Source organism: Streptomyces sp. NPDC002911, assembly GCF_053591835.1.
In genome coordinates, this window is record NZ_JBSFUO010000001.1 from 374,225 (window position 1) to 399,719 (window position 25,495).

26 protein-coding genes and 2 pseudogenes are annotated in these 25,495 nt (G+C 71.2%); 12 read left to right on the forward strand and 16 right to left on the reverse strand.

Annotation, left to right across the window (positions count from 1 at the left end; genetic code table 11):
- Positions 1-8: 8 nt before the first annotated feature.
- Positions 9-875 carry a PHP domain-containing protein gene (locus ACWD04_RS01660; protein ID WP_451126954.1) on the reverse strand — a complete coding sequence of 289 codons (867 nt, stop codon included), beginning with the start codon at positions 873-875 and terminating at the stop codon, positions 9-11.
- 94 nt (positions 876-969) lie between these two features.
- Positions 970-1,614: a DUF6758 family protein gene (locus ACWD04_RS01665; RefSeq protein WP_451126956.1), complete on the reverse strand. Its 645-nt coding sequence runs from the start codon at positions 1,612-1,614 to the stop codon at positions 970-972.
- Positions 1,615-1,771: 157 nt separating this feature from the next.
- On the opposite strand from ACWD04_RS01665, the pseudogene ACWD04_RS01670 reads away from it, so the two are divergent.
- Positions 1,772-3,009, forward strand: a pseudogene (locus tag ACWD04_RS01670) (MFS transporter).
- Positions 3,010-3,084: 75 nt separating this feature from the next.
- On the opposite strand, the gene ACWD04_RS01675 reads toward ACWD04_RS01670, so the two are convergent.
- A complete protein-coding gene (locus ACWD04_RS01675; protein ID WP_451126958.1) occupies positions 3,085-3,669 on the reverse strand; it encodes a suppressor of fused domain protein in 585 nt (194 codons plus the stop codon).
- A gap of 412 nt (positions 3,670-4,081) precedes the next feature.
- Here ACWD04_RS01675 and ACWD04_RS01680 point away from each other — a divergent pair, with 412 nt between their 5' ends.
- Entirely contained in the window at positions 4,082-5,197 is a 1,116-nt protein-coding gene (locus ACWD04_RS01680; protein WP_451126960.1) for a magnesium and cobalt transport protein CorA, read from the forward strand.
- 24 nt (positions 5,198-5,221) lie between these two features.
- The gene (locus ACWD04_RS01685; protein ID WP_451126962.1) at positions 5,222-5,740 is read left to right on the forward strand and encodes a hypothetical protein; all 519 of its coding nucleotides are present in this window, start codon (positions 5,222-5,224) and stop codon (positions 5,738-5,740) included.
- 43 nt (positions 5,741-5,783) lie between these two features.
- Here ACWD04_RS01685 and ACWD04_RS01690 read toward each other — a convergent pair whose 3' ends face one another.
- Positions 5,784-6,536 (reverse strand): hypothetical protein, encoded by a 753-nt coding sequence (locus ACWD04_RS01690; protein ID WP_451126964.1) that lies wholly within the window; start codon positions 6,534-6,536, stop codon positions 5,784-5,786.
- Positions 6,537-6,709: 173 nt separating this feature from the next.
- Between ACWD04_RS01690 and ACWD04_RS01695 the strand changes: the two genes are divergently transcribed.
- From ACWD04_RS01695 to ACWD04_RS01705, 3 genes are read left to right on the forward strand one after another with little or no spacing between them, the layout of a single operon-like run.
- Positions 6,710-7,984, forward strand: coding sequence for a magnesium transporter MgtE N-terminal domain-containing protein (locus tag ACWD04_RS01695; RefSeq protein ID WP_451126966.1), 1,275 nt, complete (start codon positions 6,710-6,712; stop codon positions 7,982-7,984).
- Positions 7,974-8,534: a DUF1003 domain-containing protein gene (locus ACWD04_RS01700; RefSeq protein ID WP_451126968.1), complete on the forward strand. Its 561-nt coding sequence runs from the start codon at positions 7,974-7,976 to the stop codon at positions 8,532-8,534. Before ACWD04_RS01695 ends, ACWD04_RS01700 begins: the two co-directional genes overlap by 11 nt.
- Positions 8,535-8,577: 43 nt before the next feature.
- A complete protein-coding gene (locus tag ACWD04_RS01705) occupies positions 8,578-9,711 on the forward strand; it encodes an Mrp/NBP35 family ATP-binding protein (RefSeq protein ID WP_451126970.1) in 1,134 nt (377 codons plus the stop codon).
- A 59-nt stretch (positions 9,712-9,770) separates the two neighbouring features.
- Here ACWD04_RS01705 and ACWD04_RS01710 read toward each other — a convergent pair whose 3' ends face one another.
- From ACWD04_RS01710 to sigE, 5 genes are all read right to left on the reverse strand, one after another.
- Entirely contained in the window at positions 9,771-10,433 is a 663-nt protein-coding gene (locus ACWD04_RS01710) for a hypothetical protein (RefSeq protein ID WP_451126972.1), read from the reverse strand.
- A gap of 126 nt (positions 10,434-10,559) precedes the next feature.
- Positions 10,560-11,033: a sec-independent translocase gene (locus ACWD04_RS01715; RefSeq protein ID WP_451126974.1), complete on the reverse strand. Its 474-nt coding sequence runs from the start codon at positions 11,031-11,033 to the stop codon at positions 10,560-10,562.
- A 120-nt stretch (positions 11,034-11,153) separates the two neighbouring features.
- Positions 11,154-13,004 (reverse strand): S1C family serine protease, encoded by a 1,851-nt coding sequence (locus ACWD04_RS01720; RefSeq protein ID WP_451126976.1) that lies wholly within the window; start codon positions 13,002-13,004, stop codon positions 11,154-11,156.
- Between the two features lie 90 nt (positions 13,005-13,094).
- Positions 13,095-14,078, reverse strand: a complete 984-nt coding sequence (locus tag ACWD04_RS01725; protein WP_451126978.1) for an anti-sigma factor family protein — start codon at positions 14,076-14,078, stop codon at positions 13,095-13,097.
- On the reverse strand, positions 14,075-14,836 hold the full coding sequence (gene sigE / locus ACWD04_RS01730; RefSeq protein WP_208765960.1) for an RNA polymerase sigma factor SigE: 762 nt from the start codon (positions 14,834-14,836) through the stop codon (positions 14,075-14,077). Before sigE ends, ACWD04_RS01725 begins: the two co-directional genes overlap by 4 nt.
- A 176-nt stretch (positions 14,837-15,012) precedes the next feature.
- On the opposite strand from sigE, the gene ACWD04_RS01735 reads away from it, so the two are divergent.
- Positions 15,013-15,678: an O-methyltransferase gene (locus ACWD04_RS01735; RefSeq protein WP_359470509.1), complete on the forward strand. Its 666-nt coding sequence runs from the start codon at positions 15,013-15,015 to the stop codon at positions 15,676-15,678.
- A 102-nt stretch (positions 15,679-15,780) separates the two neighbouring features.
- On the opposite strand, the gene ACWD04_RS01740 is transcribed toward ACWD04_RS01735, so the two are convergent.
- Positions 15,781-15,948, reverse strand: coding sequence for a DUF3117 domain-containing protein (locus ACWD04_RS01740; protein WP_003966491.1), 168 nt, complete (start codon positions 15,946-15,948; stop codon positions 15,781-15,783).
- Positions 15,949-16,271: 323 nt separating this feature from the next.
- Between ACWD04_RS01740 and chcB the strand changes: the two genes are divergently transcribed.
- The gene (gene chcB, locus ACWD04_RS01745) at positions 16,272-17,084 is read left to right on the forward strand and encodes a 2-cyclohexenylcarbonyl CoA isomerase (protein ID WP_451127439.1); all 813 of its coding nucleotides are present in this window, start codon (positions 16,272-16,274) and stop codon (positions 17,082-17,084) included.
- A gap of 2 nt (positions 17,085-17,086) precedes the next feature.
- Here the strand turns inward: chcB and ACWD04_RS01750 are convergent, their stop codons facing one another.
- Entirely contained in the window at positions 17,087-17,671 is a 585-nt protein-coding gene (locus tag ACWD04_RS01750; RefSeq protein ID WP_451126980.1) for a DNA-3-methyladenine glycosylase I, read from the reverse strand.
- Positions 17,668-18,063: a DivIVA domain-containing protein gene (locus tag ACWD04_RS01755; RefSeq protein ID WP_451126982.1), complete on the reverse strand. Its 396-nt coding sequence runs from the start codon at positions 18,061-18,063 to the stop codon at positions 17,668-17,670. Before ACWD04_RS01755 ends, ACWD04_RS01750 begins: the two co-directional genes overlap by 4 nt.
- Before the next feature lie 151 nt (positions 18,064-18,214).
- Here ACWD04_RS01755 and folP point away from each other — a divergent pair, with 151 nt between their 5' ends.
- Positions 18,215-19,087, forward strand: a complete 873-nt coding sequence (folP, locus tag ACWD04_RS01760) for a dihydropteroate synthase (protein WP_451126984.1) — start codon at positions 18,215-18,217, stop codon at positions 19,085-19,087.
- 69 nt (positions 19,088-19,156) lie between these two features.
- Here folP and ACWD04_RS01765 read toward each other — a convergent pair whose 3' ends face one another.
- Positions 19,157-19,942: an LOG family protein gene (locus ACWD04_RS01765; RefSeq protein WP_451126986.1), complete on the reverse strand. Its 786-nt coding sequence runs from the start codon at positions 19,940-19,942 to the stop codon at positions 19,157-19,159.
- A gap of 85 nt (positions 19,943-20,027) precedes the next feature.
- Positions 20,028-21,107 (reverse strand): succinyl-diaminopimelate desuccinylase, encoded by a 1,080-nt coding sequence (gene dapE / locus ACWD04_RS01770; protein WP_451126988.1) that lies wholly within the window; start codon positions 21,105-21,107, stop codon positions 20,028-20,030.
- Between the two features lie 62 nt (positions 21,108-21,169).
- Between dapE and ACWD04_RS01775 the strand changes: the two genes are divergently transcribed.
- Positions 21,170-22,066 (forward strand): hypothetical protein, encoded by an 897-nt coding sequence (locus ACWD04_RS01775; protein ID WP_451126990.1) that lies wholly within the window; start codon positions 21,170-21,172, stop codon positions 22,064-22,066.
- A 306-nt stretch (positions 22,067-22,372) separates the two neighbouring features.
- Positions 22,373-22,651: pseudogene (locus ACWD04_RS01780) on the forward strand (ATP-binding protein); the annotation flags it as partial.
- Positions 22,652-22,815: 164 nt separating this feature from the next.
- On the opposite strand, the gene dapC reads toward ACWD04_RS01780, so the two are convergent.
- Both dapC and fdxA read right to left on the reverse strand, forming a co-directional pair.
- The gene (gene dapC / locus ACWD04_RS01785; protein ID WP_451126992.1) at positions 22,816-23,919 is read right to left on the reverse strand and encodes a succinyldiaminopimelate transaminase; all 1,104 of its coding nucleotides are present in this window, start codon (positions 23,917-23,919) and stop codon (positions 22,816-22,818) included.
- Between the two features lie 135 nt (positions 23,920-24,054).
- Positions 24,055-24,375 (reverse strand): ferredoxin, encoded by a 321-nt coding sequence (gene fdxA, locus ACWD04_RS01790; RefSeq protein ID WP_014154250.1) that lies wholly within the window; start codon positions 24,373-24,375, stop codon positions 24,055-24,057.
- Positions 24,376-24,492: 117 nt separating this feature from the next.
- Here fdxA and ACWD04_RS01795 point away from each other — a divergent pair, with 117 nt between their 5' ends.
- A complete protein-coding gene (locus ACWD04_RS01795; protein ID WP_451126994.1) occupies positions 24,493-25,494 on the forward strand; it encodes a GNAT family N-acetyltransferase in 1,002 nt (333 codons plus the stop codon).
- Position 25,495 lies beyond the last annotated feature (1 nt).

Genomic DNA, 25,495 nt, shown 5'->3' on the forward strand with positions numbered 1-25,495 from the left:
AGAGCCCGTTACGCGGGGAGCGGTCCACCGGCGCCCGGCACGGGGAACGCTCCCGTGGCGCGCCGGGTGATCTCGCCGTAGATCTCGGGGTCGGTGGTGTACTCCCCGAGCCGGACGGTCTTGCGGGTGCCGTGGTAGTCACTGGACCCGGTGGGCAGCAGCCCCAGCCCGGCGGCGAGCCCCCGCAGCCGCGCCCTGGCGGGCTCGTCGTGGTCCATGTGGTCGACCTCGATGCCGTCGAGCCCGGCGGCGGCCAGCCGCGCGATCACGGCTTCGGGGACCACCTCGCCGCGCTTGACGGCGAGCGGGTGGGCGAAGACGGTGACGCCGCCGGCGGCCTTGACCAGTCGGACCGCGTCGAACGGGTCGAGTTCGTGCTTGTCGGCGTACGCGCGTCCGCCGTTGCCGAGCCAGTCCGGGGTGAAGGCGTCCGACACCGAGGCGACGACGCCGAGTTCCATGAGGGCGGTGGCGACGTGCGGGCGGCCGACCGAGCCGTCCCCGGCAATCCGCGCGACCTGCTCCCAGGTGACCGGCACGCCCAGCTCCTGGAGCTTGCGCACCATGGCCCGTGCACGCGGTACCCGGTCGTCCCGGACGAGCTCACGCTCACGGGCCAGTTCGGGCTCGGCGGGGTCGAAGAGGTAGGCCAGCATGTGCAGGCCGATGCCGTCGACGCGGCAGGAGAGCTCGGCGCCGGTGACGAGAGTGAGGCCCTCGGGGAGGGCGGCTGCCGCCTCGGCGTGGCCCCCGACCGTGTCGTGGTCGGTCAGGGCGACGACATCGAGGCCCGCCGCGGCGGCGTTGGCCACCAGCTCGGCGGGAGTGTCCGTACCGTCCGAAGCCGTGGAGTGAGTGTGCAGGTCGATGCGCACGACGCGTACTCCATTGGGGCCGACGGACAGGGGACGTCCAAGGATAGCCGCCGGGCATCACCCTTCCGGCCCTCCGTCCAGGCGCCGGGACGGGTCAGGGCGGCGTGAGCAGCCGGGGGGTCAGCGCTCCGCACGGCAGCAGGTCCACTTCCCCGCCTGCGTCGTGCAGATCGGTCAGCACGAGTTCGTCGTACATCAGGAGTCCGGACTGCTCGGGCCAGGCGATCGCCCAGAGCCACAGGCCACGCGCCTCACCCACGAAGACCGCCCGGTCGGCGGGGGCGTCCTTGACGTGCCAGAGCGCGGTGGGGCGTCCCGCCGCGAGCACCTTGGCGTCCGGCGCCGCGTCGACACGCAGACCGGAGCCGGGGTCGGGACCGTCGATGCCGGCGTAGCGCGCACCGAGCCCGACGCCGAGCTCCTCGGCGACGAGCAGCAGTTCACCCATGCCCCCGAGCGGTCCGGGGCCCGAGCACGCGACGACGGTCGCCCGGCCGCCGCTGCGGTCGTCACCCGCGTACGCCGCGCCCGTGAACAGCCAGCCCACGGGGAGCGGCCAGGGCATCCACACCGGCACCCGGGCCCGGTGCACCACCACCCCCAGTGCCTCGACGCTGGGCGGGACCACCGGCTGCATCGGACTCACCTGGCCGTGCGTGGAGCACTGCCAGGCATCGACGAAGAGACCGGGCGCCCTGACCCGGCCACCGCACTTCGGGCAACTGGGTTCGCCCCTCATAGCGCTCAACGGTCCTCCCCGGCCGTCCCCGCGTCAAGGACGATCACCCGACCGCGGTGCGGCTCCGACCGGCAAAGATGAATGTAACTTGCACTTGTTAGCGTGTCTAACTTATTCTGTGCATAACGCAACGATCTAGTGGAGAGCGAGAAATCCCATGCGGGGAGAGGACCCGTTCGACGAAGGGACGACCAGCATCCTGCGTCAGCCGAAGGCCGTCTGGGCCACGGCGGGCGCCTCGGTCGTGGCCTTCATGGGGATCGGTCTGGTGGACCCGATCCTGCCGTCCATCGCCGAGGGACTCCAGGCCACGCCCAGCCAGGTGTCCCTGCTGTTCACCTCGTACTTCCTGATCACCGCGATCGCGATGCTCGTGACCGGTTTCGTCTCCAGCCGTATCGGCGGACGCAAGACCCTGCTGGCGGGCCTCGCTCTGGTCGTGGTCTTCGCCGCGCTCTCCGGCACGTCCTCGTCCGTAGGTGAGCTGGTCGGCTTCCGGGCAGGCTGGGGCCTGGGCAATGCCCTGTTCGTGTCCACCGCGCTCGCGGTGATCGTCGGCGCTGCCGCCGGCGGCAGCGCCGCGGCGATCCTGCTGTACGAGTCGGCGCTCGGGCTCGGCATGGCGTGCGGGCCGCTGGTCGGCGCCCTGCTCGGTGACGCCAGCTGGCGTTACCCGTTCTTCGGCACCGCCGCGCTGATGGCCATCGGGTTCCTCTGCATCACCGCGTTCCTCGAGGAGCAGCCGAAGCCGGCCCGGAAGACCTCGCTGCTCGACCCGGTCAAGGCGCTCGGCCACGGCGGGCTGGCCTCGGTCGCCGCATCGGCGTTCTTCTACAACTACGCGTTCTTCACGGTCCTGGCCTTCACGCCGTTCGTCCTGAACATGTCTCCGTACAGGTCGGGTGCGGTGTTCTTCGCCTGGGGCCTGCTGCTCGCCGTCTTCTCGGTACTCGTCGCACCGCGCCTGCAGCGGCGCTTCGGCTCGCTGAAGGTGGTCGGCGGCTCCCTGGTGCTGCTCGCCGCGGACCTGGTCGTCCTCGGATACGGCAACCACACGACGGCCGTCGTCTGCACCGTCGTCTCGGGCGCGTTCATCGGCATGAACAACACCGTCTACACCGAACTCGCCCTCGGTGTGTCGGACGCGCCTCGTCCGGTGGCGAGCGCCGGATACAACTTCGTCCGCTGGTTCGCGGCGGCCGCCGCGCCCTACCTCGCCCCGAAGATCGAGGAGTGGAGCGACATCCACATGCCGTTCGTCGTCGCCGCCGTCGCCGCCCTGGTCGGCGCAGTGGTCGTACGGGTTCGGCGTGCGGCACTGACCCACGAGGCAGAGGAACTGGAACCGCGCCACGCGACGCCACGGAGGACGGTGTCACCGTCTTCGCCGGCTGAGACCTGACGGTCTCCCGTACCGGCCCTGCCCCCTCCCCTCCTGGCCGCGCGCGGGGCTTCCCTCCTGTGCGCGCCTCAGTCGAGCAGGGCGGACGCGCGCAGTGGATCCCGCAGGTCCGTGCCCTGCGAAAGCCAGCGCTCCTGGAGTTCCTGCGCACCCTTGACCCGCTTCCACGCGGCCTCGTTGTGCGTCATCGGCAGCAGCGGCAGGAAGCGCACCGGGTCCATCGGGGCGTCCAGCTCCAGATCCTCGACCAGGCCGCCCGGCTCGGCGACCAGGACGGAGCTGAAGGGGGCCCCGGTCCACAGGGGCTGCCCGAGGTCCAGCGACGCCCCGGGGGCCACGATCAGCCCCTCGACCTGCGGCGAGGCTGCCAGGACCGCGAGGGGCCGCAGCACCTGGTCGGTGGCGGCGAGCCCCACCCGTACGGACAGGACCAGTTCGGCGCGCGGGCCCCGCACCGGGTCGGCGAGGGGCGACGTCGGGTCGGCCATCGGCTGCGCGGACATGCCGAGCGTGGCGTAGCGCACCACATCGCCGTCGACGAAACGGAGCACCTCGACGCGGTCGGTGCCGAGAAACGTCACATCGGCGCGTGCGTCCGGCTGCCCCAGCGCCGTACGGAGCCGCGCCTCGACCAGATCAAGAATTTCTCCCATGTCGCGAGCATAGAACGCGTAGTGAACGGGCAGAGAAAGGGATTGACTCCTCGCCTGGCTGATAGTCTGGGGCGTCGGTCGGGACAGCACGCAGAAGCGTTGCTCTCAGTCCTGACACCACGTGATCCCCCACGGGGGACCGGCCGGAGGAGGTGGGGCTGCGGTGGATCCAAGTCGACCGTGCAGTACCAACCGCCCTTCCGCACAACGCCTTCCTTCTGTGATCTGACGCCCTTCCCGGACGTCACCACGGCAGTTCGCGCACCGGAAGAGCACCTCGTTTTTGCCTGTCTGTAGCGAACGCCGCCATCGTGCCCGCGCGGTGCCGCCCGCTTTGCGGACGTGAGCGCACGTCCCCATTCCGGGCTGTTCCACGTGCCCGCCGACGGCCCTCCGCGAAGAGGAGCCAGCCATGTCGATGATCCGTGACCTGCGCGCCGCCGTGCGCCCGTCCCAGCGCAAGAGCATCACCCCGTACAACAGCTACGACGCCACCCGTGACCCGTCCGCCTCCAGCGCCGTCGTCGACTGCGCGGTCTACCGGGACGGACGCCGGGTCACCGCAGCCTCCTGTCAGACACCGCGCGAGGCGATGCTGCGGGTGCGGGAGGAGGGCGGCTTCGCCTGGATCGGCCTGCACGAGCCGACGGAGGAGGAATTCGCCGGTATCGCCCGGGAGTTCGGCCTCCACCCGCTCGCCGTCGAGGACGCGGTCCACGCCCACCAGCGGCCCAAGCTGGAGCGGTACGACGACACGCTCTTCACCGTCTTCAAGACGATCCACTACGTCGAGCACGCCGAACTGACCGCCACCAGCGAGGTCGTCGAGACCGGCGAGGTCATGTGCTTCACCGGCCGGGACTTCGTGATCACCGTGCGGCACGGCGGGCAGGGTTCGCTGCGCGCCCTGCGCCACCGCCTCCAGCAGGATCCCGAGCTGCTCGCCAAGGGCCCCTCCGCCGTGCTGCACTCCATCGCCGACCATGTCGTCGACGGCTACATCGCGGTGGCGGCCTCGGTGCAGGACGACATCGACGAAGTGGAGATCGATGTGTTCTCCACCCCCGCCAAGGGGAGCCCGCGCGGATCGGACGCGGGCCGGATCTACCAGCTGAAGCGCGAGGTGCTGGAGTTCAAGCGCGCCGTGTCGCCGCTGCTGCGGCCTATGCAGCTGCTGAGCGAACGCCCGATGCGACTGATCGACCCCGACATCCAGAAGTACTTCCGCGACGTGGCCGACCACCTGGCCCGGGTGCACGAAGAGGTCATCGGCTTCGACGAGCTGCTCAACTCGATCCTCCAGGCCAACCTGGCACAGGCGACCGTCACGCAGAACGAGGACATGCGCAAGATCACGTCCTGGGCGGCCATCATCGCCGTACCCACGATGATCTGCGGCGTCTACGGCATGAACTTCAAGCACATGCCCGAACTGCGGTGGACGTACGGCTATCCGATGGTGCTCGCGCTCATCGGCGCCGTCTGCTTCTCCATCCACCGCACCCTCAAGCGCAACGGCTGGCTCTGACGTCGTTTCCCATAGAGTTCGGGCATGACTGCTGCTGACGTGTTGCTTGCCCGGGCTCTCGTCGAGGAGGCCACCAAGAAGTCCGGCCTCATCTGGGTGCGGGGCACCGGCCCCTCCCGGGCGCTGTGGCACGTGTGGCACGAGGGTGCGGCCGTGCTTGTCGGGGACGGCCCCGGGGAGCAGCCGCTCCCCTCCGGACTGGACGCCGGTGCCGCCGCGGAGGTGACCGTACGCAGCAAGGACAAGGGCGGCAGGCTCGTGGCCTGGACCGCCGCCGTCACGGTGCTGGAGCCGCTCTCCGAGGAGTGGGAGGCGGCGGTCGGCGAGCTCAAGGGCAAGCGGCTGAACGCCCCGGACGCCGAACAGCTGACGGAGCGCTGGGCGCGTGAATGCCGGGTCGTCCGGCTGACGCCCGGCGCCACCCGCACCGACTTGCCGGACAGCTCGCTGGCCGCGCGGCCGTTGCCCACCGGGGCGACCACACGGCGGACGGCACCCGCCGCGCTCCCCCGGCTGCTGCTGAAGCGCCGCGGGAAGCGCTGACCGGCTCCACCGGCCGGAGGACCCGGGCAGCCCCCCGGTTCCGTCAGCCGGAGGACCTGGGCAGCTCTCCGCCGTAGTCGACGGTGTCGTCCTCGGCCGGCTCCTCCAGCGGGAAGGCCACGCCCCAGTCGGCGAGGGCGACGGTGCCGCCGCCCCCGCCGCGGGCCACCCGCAGGGGGTACGGAGTGCTTTCCAGGGAGACGTCCAGTGCGCCCCCCTCACCCTTTCCGCCCATGATCTGCACGGTGCGCACCCCGCCGATCGTGTCCCGGTCGCCCTTGTTGATCTTTCCGTGCAGTGCGAGCACGCCGCCGAGGAGCGTCTCCTTCTCCGTGAAGCCGCGCATCTGCTGGTAGGTGGGGTCGTCCTCGGGGACCCTGACGTACTTGTTCTGGAGCTTGTCGGCGGCCGAGTCACTCTCGTCGTCGGCCTCGTCGTCCTTCCAGAAGCCCGCGTCGGCCTTGAGATAGAGCTCGTCACCGATGCGCAGCAGTTCGAAGGTGTTCCGCTCCGAGATGACCGATCCCATGCCGCCCTTGCTGCTGAGCTGCATGTTCAGGGTGTAGGTCCCGCCCTTGCTGACCAGCTTGCCCGTGAGCCGCACCGCGTCCGCGGCGGCGGCGGCGGTCCGTGCCTTCTTGTCGATCTGCGCGGCTGTCAGCTTGCCGACGCCGTTGGTCCCCTTGTCCGGGTCCTCTCCTGCGCAGGCCGTGAGCGCGATGGTCAGTCCCGCGCAGAGCACCACGGCGGAAACGGTCCGGCGGCGAGCCGGGACGGCAGGGGCGGAAGAGGTCACTGGCGCACTGCCTCTCATCTGTGTGTCGGGGGATGGCAGACGGCAGCGTACCCGTGCCGCGTACGCCGTTCGGCAGAGCGCCGTACGGGCGGTCCGCCAAGGCGTCACGGACCGGCACGGGCTAGCCTGATCACGGCAAAGGAGGACGTGAGGGGCTGAGGGAGGCGCACAGAATGGCGGCAGGCACTCCCAGGGTTTTCGTCTCACACCTCTCCGGCGTACCGGTGTTCGACCCGAATGGCGATCAGGTCGGCCGGGTGCGGGACCTGGTGGCGATGCTCCGGGTCGGCGGCAGGCCGCCGCGCCTGCTCGGCATGGTCGTCGAGGTCGTGAGCCGGCGGCGCATCTTCCTCCCGATCACCCGGGTGACGGGGGTCGAGTCGGGCCAGGTCATCACCACCGGTGTGGTCAACATGCGGCGCTTCGAGCAGCGCCCGACCGAGCGACTCGTCCTCGGCGAATTCCTTGACCGGCGGGTGCGCCTCGTGGAGACGGACGAGGAGGTGACCGTCCTCGACGTCGCCATCCAGCAGCTCCCGGCCCGCCGCGACTGGGAGATCGACAAGTTCTTCGTACGCAAGGGGCGGGGCGGAGCCCTGCGCCGCAAGGGGGAGACGCTGACCGTGGAGTGGTCGGCCATCAGCGGCTTCTCCCTGGAGGAGCACGGGCAGGGCGCCGAGAGCCTGGTGGCGACCTTCGAACGGCTGCGCCCCACCGATGTCGCCAACGCCCTGCACCATCTGACGCCCAAGCGCCGGGCCGAGGTCGCCGCGGCCCTGGACGACGACCGGCTCGCCGACGTCCTGGAGGAGCTCCCCGGTGACGACCAGGTGGAGATCCTCGGCAAGCTGGAGGAGGGCCGCGCCGCGGACGTCCTGGAGGCGATGGACCCGGACGACGCGGCCGACCTGCTCTCGGAACTGCCGGAGGCGGACAAGGAACGGCTGCTGGCCCTGATGCGGCCGGACGACGCCGCCGACGTGCGGCGCCTGCTCGCGTACGAGGAGCGGACCGCGGGCGGGCTGATGACGACCGAGCCGATCATCCTGCGGCCCGACGCGACGGTCGCGGACGCGCTGGCCAGGGTGCGCCAGCAGGACCTGTCCCCCGCCCTGGCCGCCCAGGTGTACGTCTGCCGGTCGCCGGACGAGACTCCCACCGGCAGATACCTGGGCACCGTGCATTTCCAGCGGCTGCTGCGGGATCCACCGTTCACCTTGGTGAGTTCGATCGTCGACAGTGATCTCGTTCCCCTGACGCCGGACACGCCGTTGCCCGCCGTGACCAGCTATCTCGCCGCGTACAACATGGTCTCGGTGCCCGTGGTGGACGAGAGCGGATCGCTGCTGGGCGCGGTGACCGTCGACGACGTGCTGGACCACCTGCTCCCCGAGGACTGGCGCGAGACCGACTTCCAGGGCGAGGAGGAGATCGCCGATGGCCGCTGAGGACCGTGCGAGGGCCGTGGCGACGGGTGCTTCGGGCATCGTGCGCCCGCCGCGGCCCCGGCTCGACCAGCCGAAGGCACCACGGCGGCGGCTGCTGCCCGTGTACGACCCCGAGGCGTTCGGCCGGTTCTCCGAGCGCATCGCCCGCTTCCTGGGGACCGGGCGGTTCATCGTCTGGATGACGCTGATCATCATCCTGTGGGTGGTGTGGAACATCTTCGCGCCGGAGGAACTGCGGTTCGACCAGTACCCGTTCATCTTCCTGACGCTGATGCTGTCCCTCCAGGCCTCCTACGCCGCTCCGCTGATCCTGCTCGCGCAGAACCGCCAGGACGACCGCGACCGCGTCACCCACGAACAGGACCGCAAGCAGAACGAGCGCTCGATCGCGGACACCGAATACCTCAGCCGGGAGATCGCCTCGCTCCGTATGGGCCTCGGGGAGGTCGCCACCCGGGACTGGATCCGCTCCGAGCTGGAGGCCATGATGAAGGACATGGAGGAGCGCCGGATCCTCTCGCAGGCCGAGAGTGACGAAGGCGACCGCTGAGTGGCTACCCACGCGTAGCCCCCGGCGCCGTACCATCGTCCGTATGGCTACGGAAGACGCGGTGCGCGAAGCACTGGCGACAGTGAACGACCCGGAGATCCACCGACCGATCACCGAGCTGGGCATGGTGAAGTCGGTCGAGATCGATCCTGACGGTGTAGTCGCTGTCACCGTGTATCTCACGGTTTCCGGCTGCCCGATGCGCGAGACGATCACCAAGAACGTGACCGACGCGGTGGCCCGCGTCGAGGGCGTGTCACGGGTCGAGGTCACGCTCGACGTGATGAGCGACGAACAGCGCAAGGAGCTCGCCTCGTCGCTGCGCGGCGGCACGGCGGAGCGCGAGGTGCCGTTCGCGAAGCCCGGCTCGCTGACCCGGGTCTACGCGGTCGCGTCCGGCAAGGGAGGCGTCGGCAAGTCCTCGGTGACGGTGAACCTCGCGGCGGCGATGGCGGCCGACGGGCTCAAGGTCGGCGTGGTCGACGCGGACATCTACGGGCACAGCGTGCCCCGGATGCTCGGTGCGGACGGCAAGCCCACCCAGGTCGAGAACATGATCATGCCGCCGTCCGCGCACGGCGTGAAGGTGATCTCGATCGGCATGTTCACCCCGGGCAACGCCCCGGTGGTGTGGCGCGGTCCCATGCTGCACCGCGCGCTGCAGCAGTTCCTCGCCGATGTGTACTGGGGCGACCTGGACATCCTGCTCCTCGACCTGCCGCCGGGCACCGGTGACATCGCGATCTCCGTGGCACAGCTCGTGCCCAACGCCGAGATCCTGGTCGTCACGACCCCGCAGCAGGCCGCTGCCGAGGTGGCCGAGCGGGCCGGTTCCATCGCCGTGCAGACCCACCAGAAGATCGTCGGTGTCGTCGAGAACATGTCGGGCATGCCGTGCCCGCACTGCGACGAGGTGGTCGACGTGTTCGGTTCCGGCGGTGGACAGCGGGTCGCCGAGGGGCTGACGAAGACGGTCGGCGCCGAGGTGCCGGTGCTCGGCTCCATCCCCATCGACGTACGGCTGCGTGAGGGCGGCGACGAGGGCAAGCCCGTGGTCCTGTCCGACCCGGACTCCCCCGCGGGCTCCGCGCTGCGCTCCATCGCGGAGAAGCTGAGCGGCCGTCAGCGCGGTCTGTCCGGCATGTCGTTGGGTCTCACCCCGCGCAACAAGTTCTGACCGTGAGACGGGTGGGGGCGGACTCCCAGGAGACCGCCCCCACCCGTTCGCGTGCGGCTTCAGTTCTCGTACGACGCGATGTCGCCGATCACCGCGAAACCCAGGCCGTAGGCGCTCATGCCGCGCCCGTAGGCGCCGATGTGCACCCCGTCGGGGGCCGAGCCCGCGAGCACCCAGCCGAACTCCGACTCGCGGTAGTGGAAGTCCACCGGCACGCCGTCCACCGGAAGGGACAGGGTCGACCAGGGCGCCCTGCCCAGATCGTCCGCGAGCTCGAACGCTGTCTCCGTCTGCTGCTTCAGCCATTCGCCACGCAGCGTGTGGTCCATCTGCGGGGGCCAGGTGCAGTCCAGCAGGCCTGAGCCCGCCAGCCAGGCCGCCGACGAGACCGTGGTGGCGTCCAGCACCCCCGTACCGTCGTCGCTGTGCCGTACGGGGCTGCTGCCCACGGTCACGACCACCGCGAAACGCGCCTTCTCCGCCCCCGCCTCGGCCCGCACGACGGGCTCCTCCCCGTGCCCGGTGGAACCGTGCTGCACGGTCTCGTCCGCCGCGGCGGTGACGTGCATCAGCCAGCGCGGACCTGCGAAGGCCTCGTCCAGTCCGTACCAGGGGAACGGCGCCTTGAGATAGCCGTCGACAGTACGCCGGGTCGCCGGCACCCCCTCTGCGGTGACTGCGCTGGACGCACCGTCCGCCCCTGCCCGACTCGTCGTCTCCATCTGCCCGGCCGCCTCCTCGATCATTCACTGATCCGGCGCGGCCCTCCCCCCGTGGGCATGGGCAACCTCGCTACCGGACAGATGGAGAATAGCGATACCGTCCGGACGAGTCGGGATTGACCGGTCTCAGGTGGCGTCTGCGTCGAAGGGCGGACGCTCGTCCTTGGCCGGCTGCGCGGGCTTCCTGAGGAGGTCGGGCGTGGCGGCGGCACCGGAGGCCGCGGCCGTGCCGGACGTCGCCGCGGCGGCGGTGCCGGCGGACGAGTCGCTCTCGCGGCTGTTCACCGCGTCGGTGACCTCGGCCATCTCCTTGCGCAGGTCGAAGCTCTCGCGGATGTCCTTGAGCCCCAGGTCGTCGTCGCCGTCCATGAGCTGCTTGCGGACGAACGTCTTGGGGTTGAGGTCCTCGAACTCGAAGTCCTTGAACTGCGGTCCGAGCTCCGAGCGGATGTCTTCCTTGGCGCTGTCCGAGAACTCCCGGATCTTGCGGATGGTGCGCGTGACGTCCTGGATGACCTTCGGCAGCTTCTCCGGGCCGAAAACGAGCACGGCGAGAACCACGAGCGTCAGCAGCTCGAGTGCGCCTATGTCATTGAACACCTTGCTGCTCCTCGTGTTCTCTGCGTGGTCTCCGCGTGTTCACCGCCACCAGGTCATCAGGGGCCCGGGCCGCTCCACGGTACCCGGCGAAGCTGTCCGCGCGGTACCTGCCGGTGGCCGTCAGGTGCCGCTCGCCGAACCCAGTGTCAAAGTCATGGACAGGTCTTTGCCACCGCGGGTCAGGACGAGACCGAGCCGGTCACCGGGCCGGTGGGCGCGGATCTTGACGATCAGTTCCTCGCCGCTGTGCACCCGCCGGCCCTCCACCTCGGTGATGACGTCGCCCTGCCGGATGCCCGCTCTGTCGGCCGGGCCGCCTTCGGTCACCGCCGCTTTGCCGTCGGCCGTCCCGCCCCCGACCTTGGCTCCGTCACCGGTGAACTCCATGTCCAGCGTGACGCCGATCACCGGGTGGGTGGCCTTCCCGGTGCTGATCAGTTCCTCGGCGACGCGCTTGCCCTGGTTGATCGGTATGGCGAAACCGAGACCGATTGAGCCGGACTGGCCGCCGTCGAGACCGGATCCGCTGTCGGCGCCGCGGATGGCGCTGTTGATGCCGATGACCCGGGCGTCGGCGTCGACCAGGGGGCCGCCGGAGTTGCCCGGGTTGATCGGGGCATCGGTCTGCAGGGCGTCGACGTAGCTGACGTCGGTGCCGTCGCCCTTCTCGCCGCCCGCGGTGATGGGCCGCTGCTTGGCGCTGATGATGCCGGAGGTGACCGTGTTGGACAGGTCGAAGGGTGCGCCGATGGCCACGACGGGATCGCCCACCTGCACGTTGTCGGAGTTCCCGAGAGGGAGCGGTTTGAGGCCCGAGACACCGGTCACCTTGACGACGGCCAGGTCGTAGCCGCTGTCCTTGCCGACGATCTCGGCCGACGCGCTCTCGCCGCCGCTGAACGTCACGGTGATGTCCCCGGTGGAGCCCGCGGGGGCGACCACATGGTTGTTGGTGAGAATGTGGCCCTTGCCGTCCAGGACGAAGCCGGTACCGGTGCCGGACTCGGCGGAACCGTTGACGTGCAGGGTGACCACGCTGGGCAGCGCGCTGGCGGCGATACCGGCGATGCTGTCGGGTGCCCGGCCGCCGTCGGCCCGGCCGGACTGGGGCAGCTCCACCGTGGTCAGGCCGCCGTTGCGCTCGACGTAGGCACCGACGCCGCCGCCTATCCCTCCGGCGACGAGGGCGAGCAGCGCGGCTCCGACCAGGACCGCCCCCCGGCGCCCCTTGCGTGGCCGGGTCTCCGGGCCCTGGCCGGGGCCCGGGTGGCTCAGCGGCTGCTGGGGCGCGCCCCACGGGTCGTACCGCAGCCACTGCGAGGGCTGCTGCTGGGTCTGCGGGGCCGGTGCGGCGGGCGGGGAGGGCTGGGGCGCCGTGTGCTGCTGCGGCACGGTGTGCGGCGCGGGTGGGGGCGCCCAGGCCTCGGTGTGCCCCTGACCGCCCGGTGCCGGAGCAGGGGCGGGGACGCGGAGGGGCGCGGCCACGCTGTGGCCGTTCGTCCCCGCGTACGGCGGCGGTACGGGTGGTACGGGGGTCCCGTGGGCCGGAGTCGGCACCGGGCGCTGCACGGGCGGCGCGGGCGCCCACGGCCCCGGACCGCCGTAAGGCGGGGTGCTGTACTCATCGGGCGCGTGCAGCGGCTGCGTACGGCGCCCGAGCGGCTCGGCGGCGGGCGGTGCGCATAGGGCCGGGGCGGATGCCGCCGACGCGGGGGTCGCCCCGTGCGGCTCGGCGGTGGGCGGTGCGGGAGCGGCCGGTGGGGCGGGGCGGAAATCGCCGTCCGGGGCATGAGGGCTGGGCGGCTCTCCGGCCGCGGCGGCCTCATCCGCGGCCGCCGCCGTGGGCGCGGATGCTGTCGTACCCGAGTCGGTGGCGGCCGCCACGTCCTCCGGCTCATCCGGATGATTCCGTTCCGTAGAAGGACGGCTCCACCACTTCGTCTTCGGCCCGCTGGGCTTCCCGTCGTCCATGTTCTCCCCGCAACTGGCCCTTGCACGCCCCCACAGGGGCGTCCCTCCCGGAATTCAACCAGGTTTGCGAATCCGCGCGCAGGGCCCCGGTCAGCGCAGCGGGGAAAACGGCATCGCGTGGTCGTGCGGCGGTGGCGCGGAAGCCGTCGCGGACGGTGCGGGCGGTACGGACGGCTCCGAGTGCGCTCCGCCGCCGAACCGGTCGTCGAATGCGGCCGGGTGCAGCGGGGTGGCCTCGGTCGGGCCTATCAGCGGCGGCACGGTCACGTTCAGTACCGGGCAGGCGAACGTGCCGCCCGTGAGGGCCGAAGCGCTCAGCGACGAGAGCGCGGAGGCGAGCACGGGCCGGGCGGGCGGAGACAGCGACGGGCCCGGCCGGGCACCCTGGTCCGCGCCGACGGCGAGAGCCCCGCCACCACTGCGGCTGGCCGCGACGCCGGCCCCGCCGGTCCGTTCCCCGGCGCCGAGCGGAGTCGCGTTGCTGCCCGCGCCCTCGGCGCTGACCGGCGCGTCGGGGCCGTAGTCGAGCGGGAGGGAGCCGCCCAGCGCGATGGCCGCGAGCGAGACCGCGCTGGCCGCGACGAACGCGAAGCGTCGGGCTCGCCAGGGTGAACGGTCGGCGTCCCGGCCCACGTCATGGATGCGGAAGCCGGAACCGGACGAGCCGCCCGGCAGTACGGCGGTCGAGCCGTGGGCGGTGGGGAGATATCCGATGCCGTCCAACGGCGAGCGCCCCGGTTCCGCAGGCGCGCCGGGCTGCAGCGCGGGGAAGATCCCGTCCCCGAAGCGCCTGCTGCCGTTCATGCCGTCGCCCGGGCCGTCGGCGCTCTCACTGGGGCCCCCGGGGAGACCCTGCAGGCGGGCGAGGAACCCCTCGGACGGCGAAGGGGCGGCGGACGTCGCGAAGGCGTTCTTCAGCCGCCGCTGGGCGTCGGCCTCGGCCTTGCATCTGGCGCAGGTCGCCAGATGGGCCAGGACCCGCTCCCGGGCGTCGTGTTTGAGCTCGCCGTCGACCAGGGCGGCGAGCCGGTCCCCCAGATGCTGTTCCGCGGGGGTCGGACCTGTGCCGCTCACGCCGTTCCGCCCTCCCCTGCAAGGACCGCGTCCGCGAGGGAACGCTGCTCGGCACGCGCCTCTGGCGAACGGTGCTGGAGCGCCTTGCGCAGGTGCGACCGGCCGCGGTGGATGCGGCTGCGCACCGTACCGAGCTTGACGCCGAGTGTGGCGGCGATCTCCTCGTACGAGAGTCCCTCGATGTCGCAGAGCACGACCGCGGCACGGAATTCGGGCGCGAGTGTGTCCAGCGCCTGCTGGACGTCCGCGTCGAAGTGCGTGTCGTTGAAGACCTGCTGCGGGGACGGCTCACGGCTCGGCAGCCGCTCGGCCGCGTCATCGCCGAGGGAGTCGAAGCGGATCCGCTGCTTGCGGCGGACCATGTCAAGGAAGAGATTCGTCGTGATCCTGTGCAGCCAGCCCTCGAAAGTGCCGGGCGTGTAGGTCGACAGCGACCGGAAGACGCGGACGAAGACTTCCTGGGTCAGGTCCTCGGCGTCATGCTGGTTTCCCGTCAGCCGGTAGGCGAGGCGGTACACCCGGGCACTGTGCGTGCTGACGATCTCTTCCCATGAGGGCGGGGTCCACGCCTGGGAATCCGCATCGGAGGCGAAGGTCGCGGTCGGTGCGGAATCGTTGGAAGAACGGTCAGCAATGTTGGTCACGGATTTCGGCTCACCCGCCGACCTGAGAAAACGCCGCAGCGCACCTCTCCGATCCACAGGCGCAGCCGCACCTCCCCTATCGGCTCTGGTGGTGTCCAGTGGAGCCCCTACCATAGCCACCTCGCCCGTTAGCTCCGGATAAGCCTTTTACCTGCTGGTGCCCGGTGTCCCCGGGAGCAAGAGGCACATTCCGGGCCCGGCCGCAGGGGCCGGCCCGTGTGTTCCCCTCTGCCCTTTCCCAACGCCCGGTCCCATCTGCGGGTTCCCGGGTCCAGCGGATACAGTCACGGTTGCGCCAACTACGGGGACAGGAGAGCGTCATTACCGCCAACCGGCAGACGAGCTGGGCATTCGCCGACGCCTTTGTCGCCGAGGAGGAAGCTCTGCTCTGGGCCCGGGACCGGGCTCAGGAGACAGGGCTCCGCCCGGTGTCGTCAGGCACCGGTGCGGCGTTGCGCCTGCTCGCTGCCACCGCGGACGCCAAAGCGGTGGCCGAGATCGGCACCGGAACCGGTGTGTCCGGTATCTATCTGCTGCAGGGCATGCGCCCGGACGGCGTACTGACCACCGTCGACCCGGAGCCCGAGCGGCAGCAGTTCGCCCGTGAGGCGTTCCGCGCGGCAGGCTTCGCCACGAACCGGGCCCGCTTCATCCCGGGGCGCGCCCTCGACGTACTTCCGCGGCTCGCGGACGGCGGATACGACCTCGTCTTCTGCGACGGCGACCGGCTCGAGAGCCTGGACTGCCTCGCCGAATCGTTGCGCCTGCTCCGGCCGGGCGGCCTGGTCTGCTTCGAGGGCGTCTTCGCGGACGGCCGCACGATCGACTCGGCCGCACAGCCGGCCGAGGTACTGCGCCTGCGCGAACTGCTGCGGGCCGTGCGCGAGAGCCAGGAGCTCATGGCGACACTGCTGCCGGTGGGCGACGGGCTGCTGTGCGCGGTGCGGCGCGGCTGACCGTACGGCCCCCTGACACCTCCGCCGGGTTCGGCCACGGACGCACTACTGCCCCGGCACGGAATCCGTCCGGGGCAGTAGTGAAGTGTGGGCGCCTCTGCCTCAGCCGACGACCTTCTTCAGCGCGTCACCGAGTGCGTCGGCCTCGTCCGGAGTCAGCTCGACGACAAGCCGACCGCCGCCTTCGAGCGGAACGCGCATGACGATGCCCCGCCCCTCCTTTGTCACCTCGAGCGGGCCGTCGCCCGTCCGCGGCTTCATGGCCGCCATGCTCGTTCCCCTTCCTGAAACCAGCTCATCGCAGCCGGCGGCCCCATGACAGGCGCTGCCTCACCGGCGTCGAACACAATGCTTCCTCCGCATTATCCCGCATCAGGGACCCCGATGACCAACATCGGTCGGCATCGCTTGCGCAACGCGCTCTCCCAAAACCACCTAATTCGGCGATCCGGCTGCGATACTGCGCCGCCGTCGGCCCTCAGCCGAGGTCCAATCGTTAGACGCAGGTCACATGTGCGGGTCACCCGAAGTCCGCCATGCTTGCCTCGACAGGCACGAAGCCGGCCCCGTAAGGAGACCCAGCAATGGCCGACATGGCCGACACCACGGCTGACACGGTGCTCACGAACGTGAGCGACGGGCTCGCGACGATCACGATCAACCGCCCCGGCGCGATGAACGCCATGAACACCTCCGCCAAGGTCTCGCTCCGCGACGCTCTTCGGGCAGTCGCGGACGACCCCGCCGTGCGGGCCGTTCTCCTCACCGCCACCGGGCGCGCCTTCTGCGTCGGCCAGGACCTCAGGGAGCACGTCGCCAAGCTCGCCGAGGCCCGCGAGTCGGCCGGCGGCAACGCGCTGAGCACGGTGCGGGAGCACTACAACCCCATCGTGCGCACCCTCACCGAGATGGAGAAGCCCGTGGTCGCGGGCGTCAACGGGGTCGCAGCGGGGGCGGGCTTCGGATTCGCGCTCGCCGCCGACTACCGCGTGGTCGCCGACACCGCCACCTTCAACACGTCCTTCGCGGGCGTCGCGCTGACCGCCGACTCGGGCATGTCCTGGACCCTGCCCCGGCTGATCGGCGCGAGCCGCGCCGCCGACCTGCTGCTCTTCCCCCGCTCCATCTCCGCCCAGGACGCCTATGAGCTGGGCATCGCGAACAAGGTGGTGCCGGCCGCCGACCTGGCGAAGGAGGCGCACGCGGTGGCCCGCGCCCTCGCGGACGGTCCGACGCTGGCGTATGCGGCCCTGAAGGCCTCGGTGGCATACGGCGCCGGGCACACGCTCGCCGAGACGCTGGAGAAGGAGGACGAACTCCAGACGAAGGCGGGTGCGTCGCAGGACCACACGATCGCGGTCGAGGCGTTCCTCGCGAAGCAGACGGCGAAGTATCTCGGCAGGTAGGGCTACCGGCCGCCGCCCCGGGCCACGCAGTCGGCCAGGTGGTCGTCGACGAGGCCACACGCCTGCATCAGTGCGTACGCGGTGGTGGGGCCGACGAAGCGGATGGAGCGTTTCTTCAGGTCCTTGGCCAATGCTGTGGACTCCGGGGTGACCGCCGGGACGTCAGCGAGGGTGCGGGGGGCCGGCGACGTGGCCGGGTCGGGTGCGTAGGACCAGATGAGGGCGTCCAGCTCGCCCTCGCCCCAGCTGGCCAGCACCTTGGCGTTGGCGAGCGTGGCGTCGATCTTCGCGCGGTTGCGGATGATTCCGGCGTCGGCGAGGAGTCGTTCCTTGTCGGCGTCGGTGAACTCCGCCACTGCGGGGATCTTGAATCCGGCGAACGCGCTGCGGAAGCCTTCGCGGCGGCGCAGGATCGTCAGCCACGAGAGCCCTGACTGGAACGCCTCCAGGCAGAGCCTCTCGAAGAGGGCGTCGTCGCCGTGGACCGGGCGGCCCCACTCCGTGTCGTGATAGGCGAGATAGTCCTGCGTGGACAGGCCCCACGGGCAGCGCGGGCGCCCGTCCGCCGCCGGTTCGGTGCCGCTCACCGCCCGCCGGCCTCCTCGTCCTGCGGGCCGTCCTCAGCGGCCGGCGGGTCGCCCGGCCGCTTGAACAGGTCGGGGCCGTTCACCGCGGTCGCCTGAGCACCGGCGAGCGCGGACTCCAGCTCGGCGATGTGGGCGTCCCGCTCGGCGAGTTCGGCTCCCAGCCTGCCGAGGGCCTCGTCCACGTCCGTCATGCGGTAGCCGCGCACGGCCATGGGAAGCCGCATGGCCTCGACATCGGCACGGCCGACCGGGCGGTTCGCGGGCAGCGGGTCGGTGAGCCGCTCGGGCTCGACGTCCTGCAGCACCGCGCTTCCGCCTCCACCGACCACCGCCAGGGTGACCGCGGCCACGACCACGGCCATCGTGAGCAGCAAGAACCAGAACACGTGCATCTCCCAGGGAGCGGATTACCTGTCCGAGTCAAATCGTGCCATGCGCCACTGACAGTTAGGGTCATTCATTTGGATCAGGCCGGATCAGGGAGCGGGGTCCGGTGCACGAGAGGCCCTAGGGTCGCAGGCGAGCTACAGGGAGGAACCAGGAATGCGAAGCGGGGCGCTCAGGCTGGGGCGGCGGGAGTTCGGGCCGCGCGAGCCGGTGATCATGGCGATCGTGAACCGGACGCCCGACTCCTTCTACGACCAGGGGGCGACGTTCCACGACGAACCCGCGCTCTCCCGGGTCGAGCAGGCCGTGGCGGAAGGCGCCGCGATCATCGACATCGGCGGCGTGAAGGCCGGCCCCGGCGAGGAGGTGACGGCCCAGGAGGAGGCGCGCCGCACGGTCGGTTTCGTCGCCGAGGTACGCCGCCGCCACCCGGACGTGGTGATCAGCGTGGACACCTGGCGGCACGATGTGGGTGAGGCCGTCTGCGAGGCCGGAGCGGACCTGCTGAACGATGCGTGGGGCGGCGTGGACCCGAAGCTGGCGGAGGTGGCCGCGCGGTACGGAGCGGGGCTCGTGTGCACGCACGCGGGCGGCGCGGAGCCCCGTACGCGACCGCACCGTACCGTCTACGACGACGTGATGGCGGACATCCTGCGGGTGACCCTGGGTCTCGCCGAGCGGGCCGTGGAGCTCGGGGTCAGGCCGGACGGGATCATGATCGACCCGGGGCACGACTTCGGGAAGAACACCCGGCACTCGCTGGAGGCGACGCGCCGGCTGGACGAGATGACGGCCACGGGCTGGCCGGTGCTGGTCTCCCTCTCCAACAAGGACTTCGTCGGGGAGACGCTCGACCGGCCGGTCAAGGAACGCGTGATCGGTACGCTCGCGACGACAGCCGTGTCGGCGTGGCTGGGGGCACAGGTGTACCGGGTGCACGAGGTGGCCGAGACCCGGCAGGTCCTGGACATGGTGGCGTCCATCGCGGGCCACCGCCCACCGGCGGTCGCACGCCGGGGTCTTGCGTAGGCCCACCGCCCTCCCCGCCCCGGGTGGCCCGGAGGCCGCCCGGGGCCCGGCCTGATCCGAACGAGAGGCCTAGCGGCCGACCTCCTTCGTCACCAGCCGGACCGCCTCGTCCACGTCGTCCGTGACGTGGAACAGCATCAGGTCCCGCTCGGACGCCTTGCCGCCCGCGACCACCGTGTCCCGCAGCCAGTCCACCAGGCCGCCCCAGTACGCGGTACCGAACAGGACGATCGGGAAGCGCGTCACCTTGCCCGTCTGCACCAGGGTCAGCGCCTCGAAGAGCTCGTCCAGGGTGCCCAGGCCGCCGGGCAGGACGACGAAGCCCTGCGCGTACTTCACGAACATCGTCTTGCGGACGAAGAAGTAGCGGAAGTTGACGCCGATGTCGACATGTGGATTCAGGCCGGACTCGAACGGCAGTTCGATGCCGAGCCCCACGGAGATGCCCTTCGCCTCCCGGGCCCCCTTGTTCGCCGCCTCCATCGCCCCGGGGCCGCCACCGGTGATGACGGCGAATCCCGCCTCCACGAGCGCCTTGCCGATCCGTACGCCCGCCTCGTAGTCCGGCCCGCCGGCCGGGGTGCGGGCGGAGCCGAAGACGCTGATGGCACTGGGCAGTTCCGCCAGCGCGCCGAAGCCCTCCACGAACTCCGACTGGATCCGCATGACCCGCCAGGGGTCGGTGTGGACCCACTCGGAGTCGCCCTCGGAATCCAGCAGCCGCTGATCGGTCGTGCCCGGCTGGACCTGTTCCCTGCGGCGCAGTACCGGACCCAGTCGTTGTTCCTCCGGCTTCACCGCGCCCTCAGGAATCTGCGCGCCCTCGGGGATCCGTGCGTCCTCCGGGTTGCCCATGACCTGCTCCCTCCGCCGACCTGCGATGTGCGTGTGTCGCTTCAGCGTAGATCGAGGGAGGTTACGCACGGGGGAATGCCGTGAGTCAGCTGGTGAGCCAGGAGCGGAGACGCTCCTCGCAGTGCGTGATCCTCTCGATCCGCACGTGCTCGTCCCGCTTGTGGGCGAACAGGGGGTCCCCGGGGCCGTAATTCACCGCGGGGATGCCCAGGGAGCCGAAACGGGACACGTCGGTCCAGCCGAACTTGGGCAGGGCCGTGCCGCCGACCGCGTCCATGAACGCCTTGGCCGCCGGGTGCGAGAGGCCGGGCATCGCCGCTCCGGAGTGGTCGTCGACGACGAACTCGGCGACGCCGCAGCCCGCGAAGACCTCCTGGACGTGCGCCACGGCCTGCTCGGCCGTGAGGTCCGGCGCGTACCGGTAGTTGACGACCACGGTGCAGGCGTCGGGGATGACGTTGTTGGCCACGCCGCCCTCGATACGGACGGCGTTGAGGCCTTCGCGGTACTCCAAGCCGTCGATGACCGGCCGGCGCGGTTCGTACGCGGCGAGCCGGGCCAGCGCCGGGGCCGCGGCGTGGATCGCGTTGGACCCCATCCAGCCGCGTGCGGAGTGGGCCCGCTCGCCCTCGAAGCGCAGATGGACCCGCAGCGTGCCCTGGCAGCCTCCCTCGACCTCGGCGTCGGAGCCCTCCAGGAGGACCGCGAAGTCCGCTTCGAGCCACTCCGGGTGCGCCGCGGCCACGTGCCCGAGGCCGTTGAGGTGGGCGGCGACCTCTTCGTTGTCGTAGAAGATGAACGTGAGGTCGCGGTTGGGCTCCGGCACCGTCGCCGCGATCCGCAGCTGGACGGCGACGCCCGACTTCATGTCGGAGGTCCCGCAGCCCCACAGCACGCCGTCGTCGTCGAGCCTGGACGGCACGTTGTCCGCGATCGGGACGGTGTCGATGTGCCCCGCCAGCACGACGCGCTCGGCACGGCCCAGCCGCGTCCTGGCCACGATGTTGTTGCCGTGGCGGTCGACGGTCAGGTGCGGCAGCGGGCGCAGGGCCGCCTCGATGGCGTCGGCGAGGTCCTTCTCCTGCCCGCTGACCGAGGGGAAGTCGACCAGCCGGGCGGTGAGCTCCGGACCGTCCAGGGCGAGGTCAAGCGTGTGTCCATCCATGGTCACGACCCTAAGGGACTTCGGTCGCGGCCCCGGCCGTGCCCTCCAGTACGGTGGGCCGCGTGCCCCGGACCAGCTCCTCTCCCCGCCGCAGCCGTCTCTTCCGCGTCACGGCCGCCTTCGCCGTGCTCGTGGCTCTGGCCGGTTATCTGGCCGTGCAGTACGTCACCAGCCACAGTGGCGCGCCCCGATGCACCGTGGGGCCCGCCGACGGGGGCGAGGGGCGCACGTACGAGCTGAGCCCCGACCGGGCCGCCAACGCCGCCACGATCTCCGCCGCGGGCACCACGCGCGGGCTGCCGGAACGCGCGGTGACCATCGCGCTGGCGACCGCGCTGCAGGAGTCCGCGCTGCGCAACATCGACCACGGCGACCGGGACTCGCTCGGGCTCTTCCAGCAGCGCCCCTCGCAGGGGTGGGGAACGCCCGCGCAGATCATGGACCCGGTCTACTCGGCCGGGAAGTTCTACGAGCACCTCGCCGAGGTCCCGGGCTATTCGCGGCTGCCGCTGACGGTCGCCGCCCAGCGTGTGCAGAAGAGCGGATTCCCGCAGGCGTACGCCAAGCACGAGCCGGATGCCGCCCTGCTGTCCGCCGCACTGACCGGACGCGCCCCCGCCTCCCTGACCTGCTCACTGCCGACGGCTGCCGACGGGGGCCCCGGGGACGCGGCCGAGGTGCGGTCCGATCTGGTGCGCGCCTTCGGCAAGGACGTCCTGCCCTCCGCCGGGTCCGCCGGCGCCTCCGCGGCGGGCACGGTGTCCGTGCCCGTACGGGCCGGGGACGAGGCCACGTCCCAGCGCGGCTGGGAACTCGCCCACTGGGCGGTCGCGCGGGCCGGCACCCTGCGGATCGAAGAGGTCTCGTACGCCGGCCGGATCTGGAGCGCCGACACGGGGTGGCGGACGGAACGTAAGGAATCGGGCACCACCACGGTCCGGATGCGGCTCGCTCAGTAGTGCGACCCGTCCTCCGTACGGGTCGCCGGGCGTTCACCCGCCCACGCTCCCGCCATCGTTTCCGCACCCCCGCCGTCGAAGCGGATTCTCCTGGCCGCAGGGGGGAGTGACGGTTCAGCAGGTGCTCGCCGGATGCGTCACGCCCCCGGGTCCCCCCGTTGCGGATTATCCGATGCGTTACCCAGTCTTTACCTCGGTGCCCCGCAACCTTCCCCGCCCCCGGACCGGTTGTTCAGTGCGTCCGATCACCGGACAGGCGGATTCCACATCCGCCGTGAACCCGTGACGTCCCGTCGAAGGAGCATCATGTCCCTCCCCCTGACCCGCAGGATCGCCCGTGCCGCGCTGCTGATCGCCGCAGGCGCGGCCCCCGTGGTCGGCGCGGCCGGTGCCGCGGGTGCCGCGGGGCTCCCGCAGACCCCCGCACTCGGCGGCCTCACCTCGCTCGACGGTGCCGGACTCGGCAGCACGCTGGACTCCACCTCGAAGCAGGGTTCCAAGGCGACGAACGAGACCGGCGGCAAGCTGGTCGGCACGACCCTCCCCGCCGCGGGCAAGACCCTCCGGAAGGCCGGCACCGTGGCGGACGGCAAGCTGACGGAGAACACCCTCCCGACCAAGGGCCTGCCGCTCGGCTGATCAGCCGGAAGTGCGCCGCACAGGGCGCGCCGAGGGGCCTCGGGAGTGCGCACTCCCGAGGCCCCTCGGCGCATACGGGGTCCGCTTCGCGAAGCCCCTCTGGGCAGCCCCTACGACAGCCGCTCGACCGCAGCGTCCACGCGCTCGTCCGAGGCCGTCAGCGCCACCCGCACGAAGCGGTCCCCGGCCGGCCCGTAGAAGTCGCCCGGTGCCACGAGGACGCCGAGCTCCGCCAGATGCGCCACGGTCTCCCAGCACGGCTCGTCGCGCGTGGCCCAGAGGTAGAGGCTCGCCTCGCTGTGCTCGATCCGGAAGCCATGGGCCTCCAGCGCCGCCCGCAGCACCGTGCGCCGCCGGGCGTAGCGCGTCCGCTGCTTCGCCACATGCGTGTCGTCGCCCAGCGCCGCGACCGTCGCCGCCTGGACCGGGGCCGGGGTCATCATCCCGCCGTGCTTGCGGATCTGGAGCAGCTCGCCGAGGACGGCCGCGTCACCCGCCACGAAGGCCGCGCGGTAACCGGCGAGGTTGGAGCGCTTGGAGAGCGAGTGAACGGCGACGACGCCCTCGTACGTACCGCCGCAGACGTCCGCGTGGAGCACGGAGACGGGTTCGGCCTCCCAGCCGAGCTCCAGGTAGCACTCGTCGCTGAAGACCAGCACACCGTGCTCGCGCGCCCAGGCCACGATCCGGGTCAGCTCGTCCTTCGGCAGGACGCGGCCCGTCGGGTTGGACGGGGAGTTGAGCCAGAGCAGCTTCAGACCCTCCGGGTCCAGCTCCGTCGGGTCGTCGTAGACGACGGGCTCAGCGCCGCAGAGCCGCGCGCCGACCTCGTACGTCGGGTACGCGAGCCGCGGGTAGGCGACCTTGTCGCCCGCGCCGAGGCCGAGCTGGGTCGGCAGCCAGGCGACCAGTTCCTTGGAGCCGACGACCGGCAGCACGTTCCCGTGCGTCACGCCGGCCGCGCCGAGCCTGCGCTCCGCCCAGCCGGTGAGGGCGTCACGCAGCGCCTCGGTCCCCCACACCGTCGGATAGCCGGGGCTGTCCGCGGCGGCGATCAGCGCCTGCTGGATCAGCTCGGGCACCGGGTCGACGGGCGTACCGACCGACAGGTCCACGATGCCGTCCGGATGGGCCACGGCCGTCGCCTTGTAGGGCGCGAGCTTGTCCCAGGGGAAGACCGGGAGACGGGAGGAGACGGGAACTGCTGCGGACACGGAACTCTGCTTTCTCGTACGGGGGCGTGGCGGCCGGAAAACACCTCGGCCCCGCACGGTGACGAGCCGTACGGGACCGGGCGGCGCTCGTGCGGCCGCTTACGACCTCGCCCGCGACTGTCGCGGGTGAGGCCGTTACTGGTTCTGCGGCGGCAGCGCGGCGATGAACGCGTGGTCGCGCTCGATGAGACCCAGCTTGGAAGCGCCACCCGGCGAGCCGAGGTCGTCGAAGAACTCGACGTTCGCCTTGTAGTAGTCCTTCCACTCCTCCGGGGTGTCGTCCTCGTAGAAGATGGCCTCGACCGGGCAGACCGGCTCACAGGCTCCGCAGTCGACACACTCGTCCGGATGAATGTACAAGGACCGGGAGCCCTCGTAGATGCAGTCGACGGGGCACTCTTCGATGCAGGCCTTGTCCTTCACGTCGACACAAGGCTGCGCGATGACGTAGGTCACGCTGTCGTTCCTCCTCGGTAGGGCGTTGGCTCTCGCGCGGGAGCGCGGCGTCGTCGATGCCCGCCCCTAGTATCTCCGTTCCGGGGCACGATCCGAACAGGAGGGGCAAACAGAGCTGTGGAATTCACCATCGGCGGACGGCTCGAGGTTCGCATGACGCCCGCTGACGTGGGCAAACGGGTATCCGTACGGCGCGTCGTCGGTGCCCCGGGCGAGGGCGCGAAGTTCACCGACACGGTCGGAGTTCTCACATCGTGGGACAGTGAAGTGCTCTCCGTCACAACGAGGAGCGGCGAAAGGGTCCACATCGCGGAGTCCAGGCTGGTGGCGGGCAAGGTGGTGCCCCCGGCCCCGGCACGCCGTCGTGGACCCGCCGCCTCCTTCGAGGAACTCGCCCTGGCCACCGCACGCGCCTGGCAACCCGTGGAGAGCGAGCCCCTGGGCGACTGGCGGCTGCGCGCGGCCGGCGGATTCACCCGCCGCGCCAACTCCGTGCTGCCGCTCGGCGATCCGGGCCTCCCGCTCGGCGAGGCGCTCGCGCACGTCCAGCGCTGGTACGGGGAACGGGGCCTGCCCGCCTACATCCAGACGGCCACGGGCGCGGAGGGCACGCAGGAGCGGCTCTGCGCGGCCCTGGAGGAGCACGGCTGGCTGCGCGAGGTCACGGCCGAGGTGCGGATCGCGGCGCTGGCACCGGTCGGCGACCTGGACGCGGACGTCTCCGCCGTACGTACGGCGCCGGAGACGGACGACGGGTGGCTCTCCCGGTACCAACGCTCGAAGACCCCGGGGCCCGATGCGCTGAAGGTGCTGGGCAGCGGGCCCTCGGTGTGGTTCGCCTCCGTGCCGGGCGACGATCCGGCGGGGGTGCCGGCCGCGATCGGACGCTGTGTGGTGGACGGCCGCTGGGCGGGCTTCATGGCCGTCGAGGTGGGCCCGGAGTACCGACGCCGCGGTCTCGCCACCGCGGTGATGACCGCCCTGGCCCGCACGGCCCTGGACGAGGGCGCCTCGGCAGCGTGGCTCCAGGTGGAGGCGGACAATGAAGGTGCCCGTGCGCTGTACGACGGCATGGGCTTCGCCACCCACCACCGCTACCACCACTTCCGGGCCGCGTAGC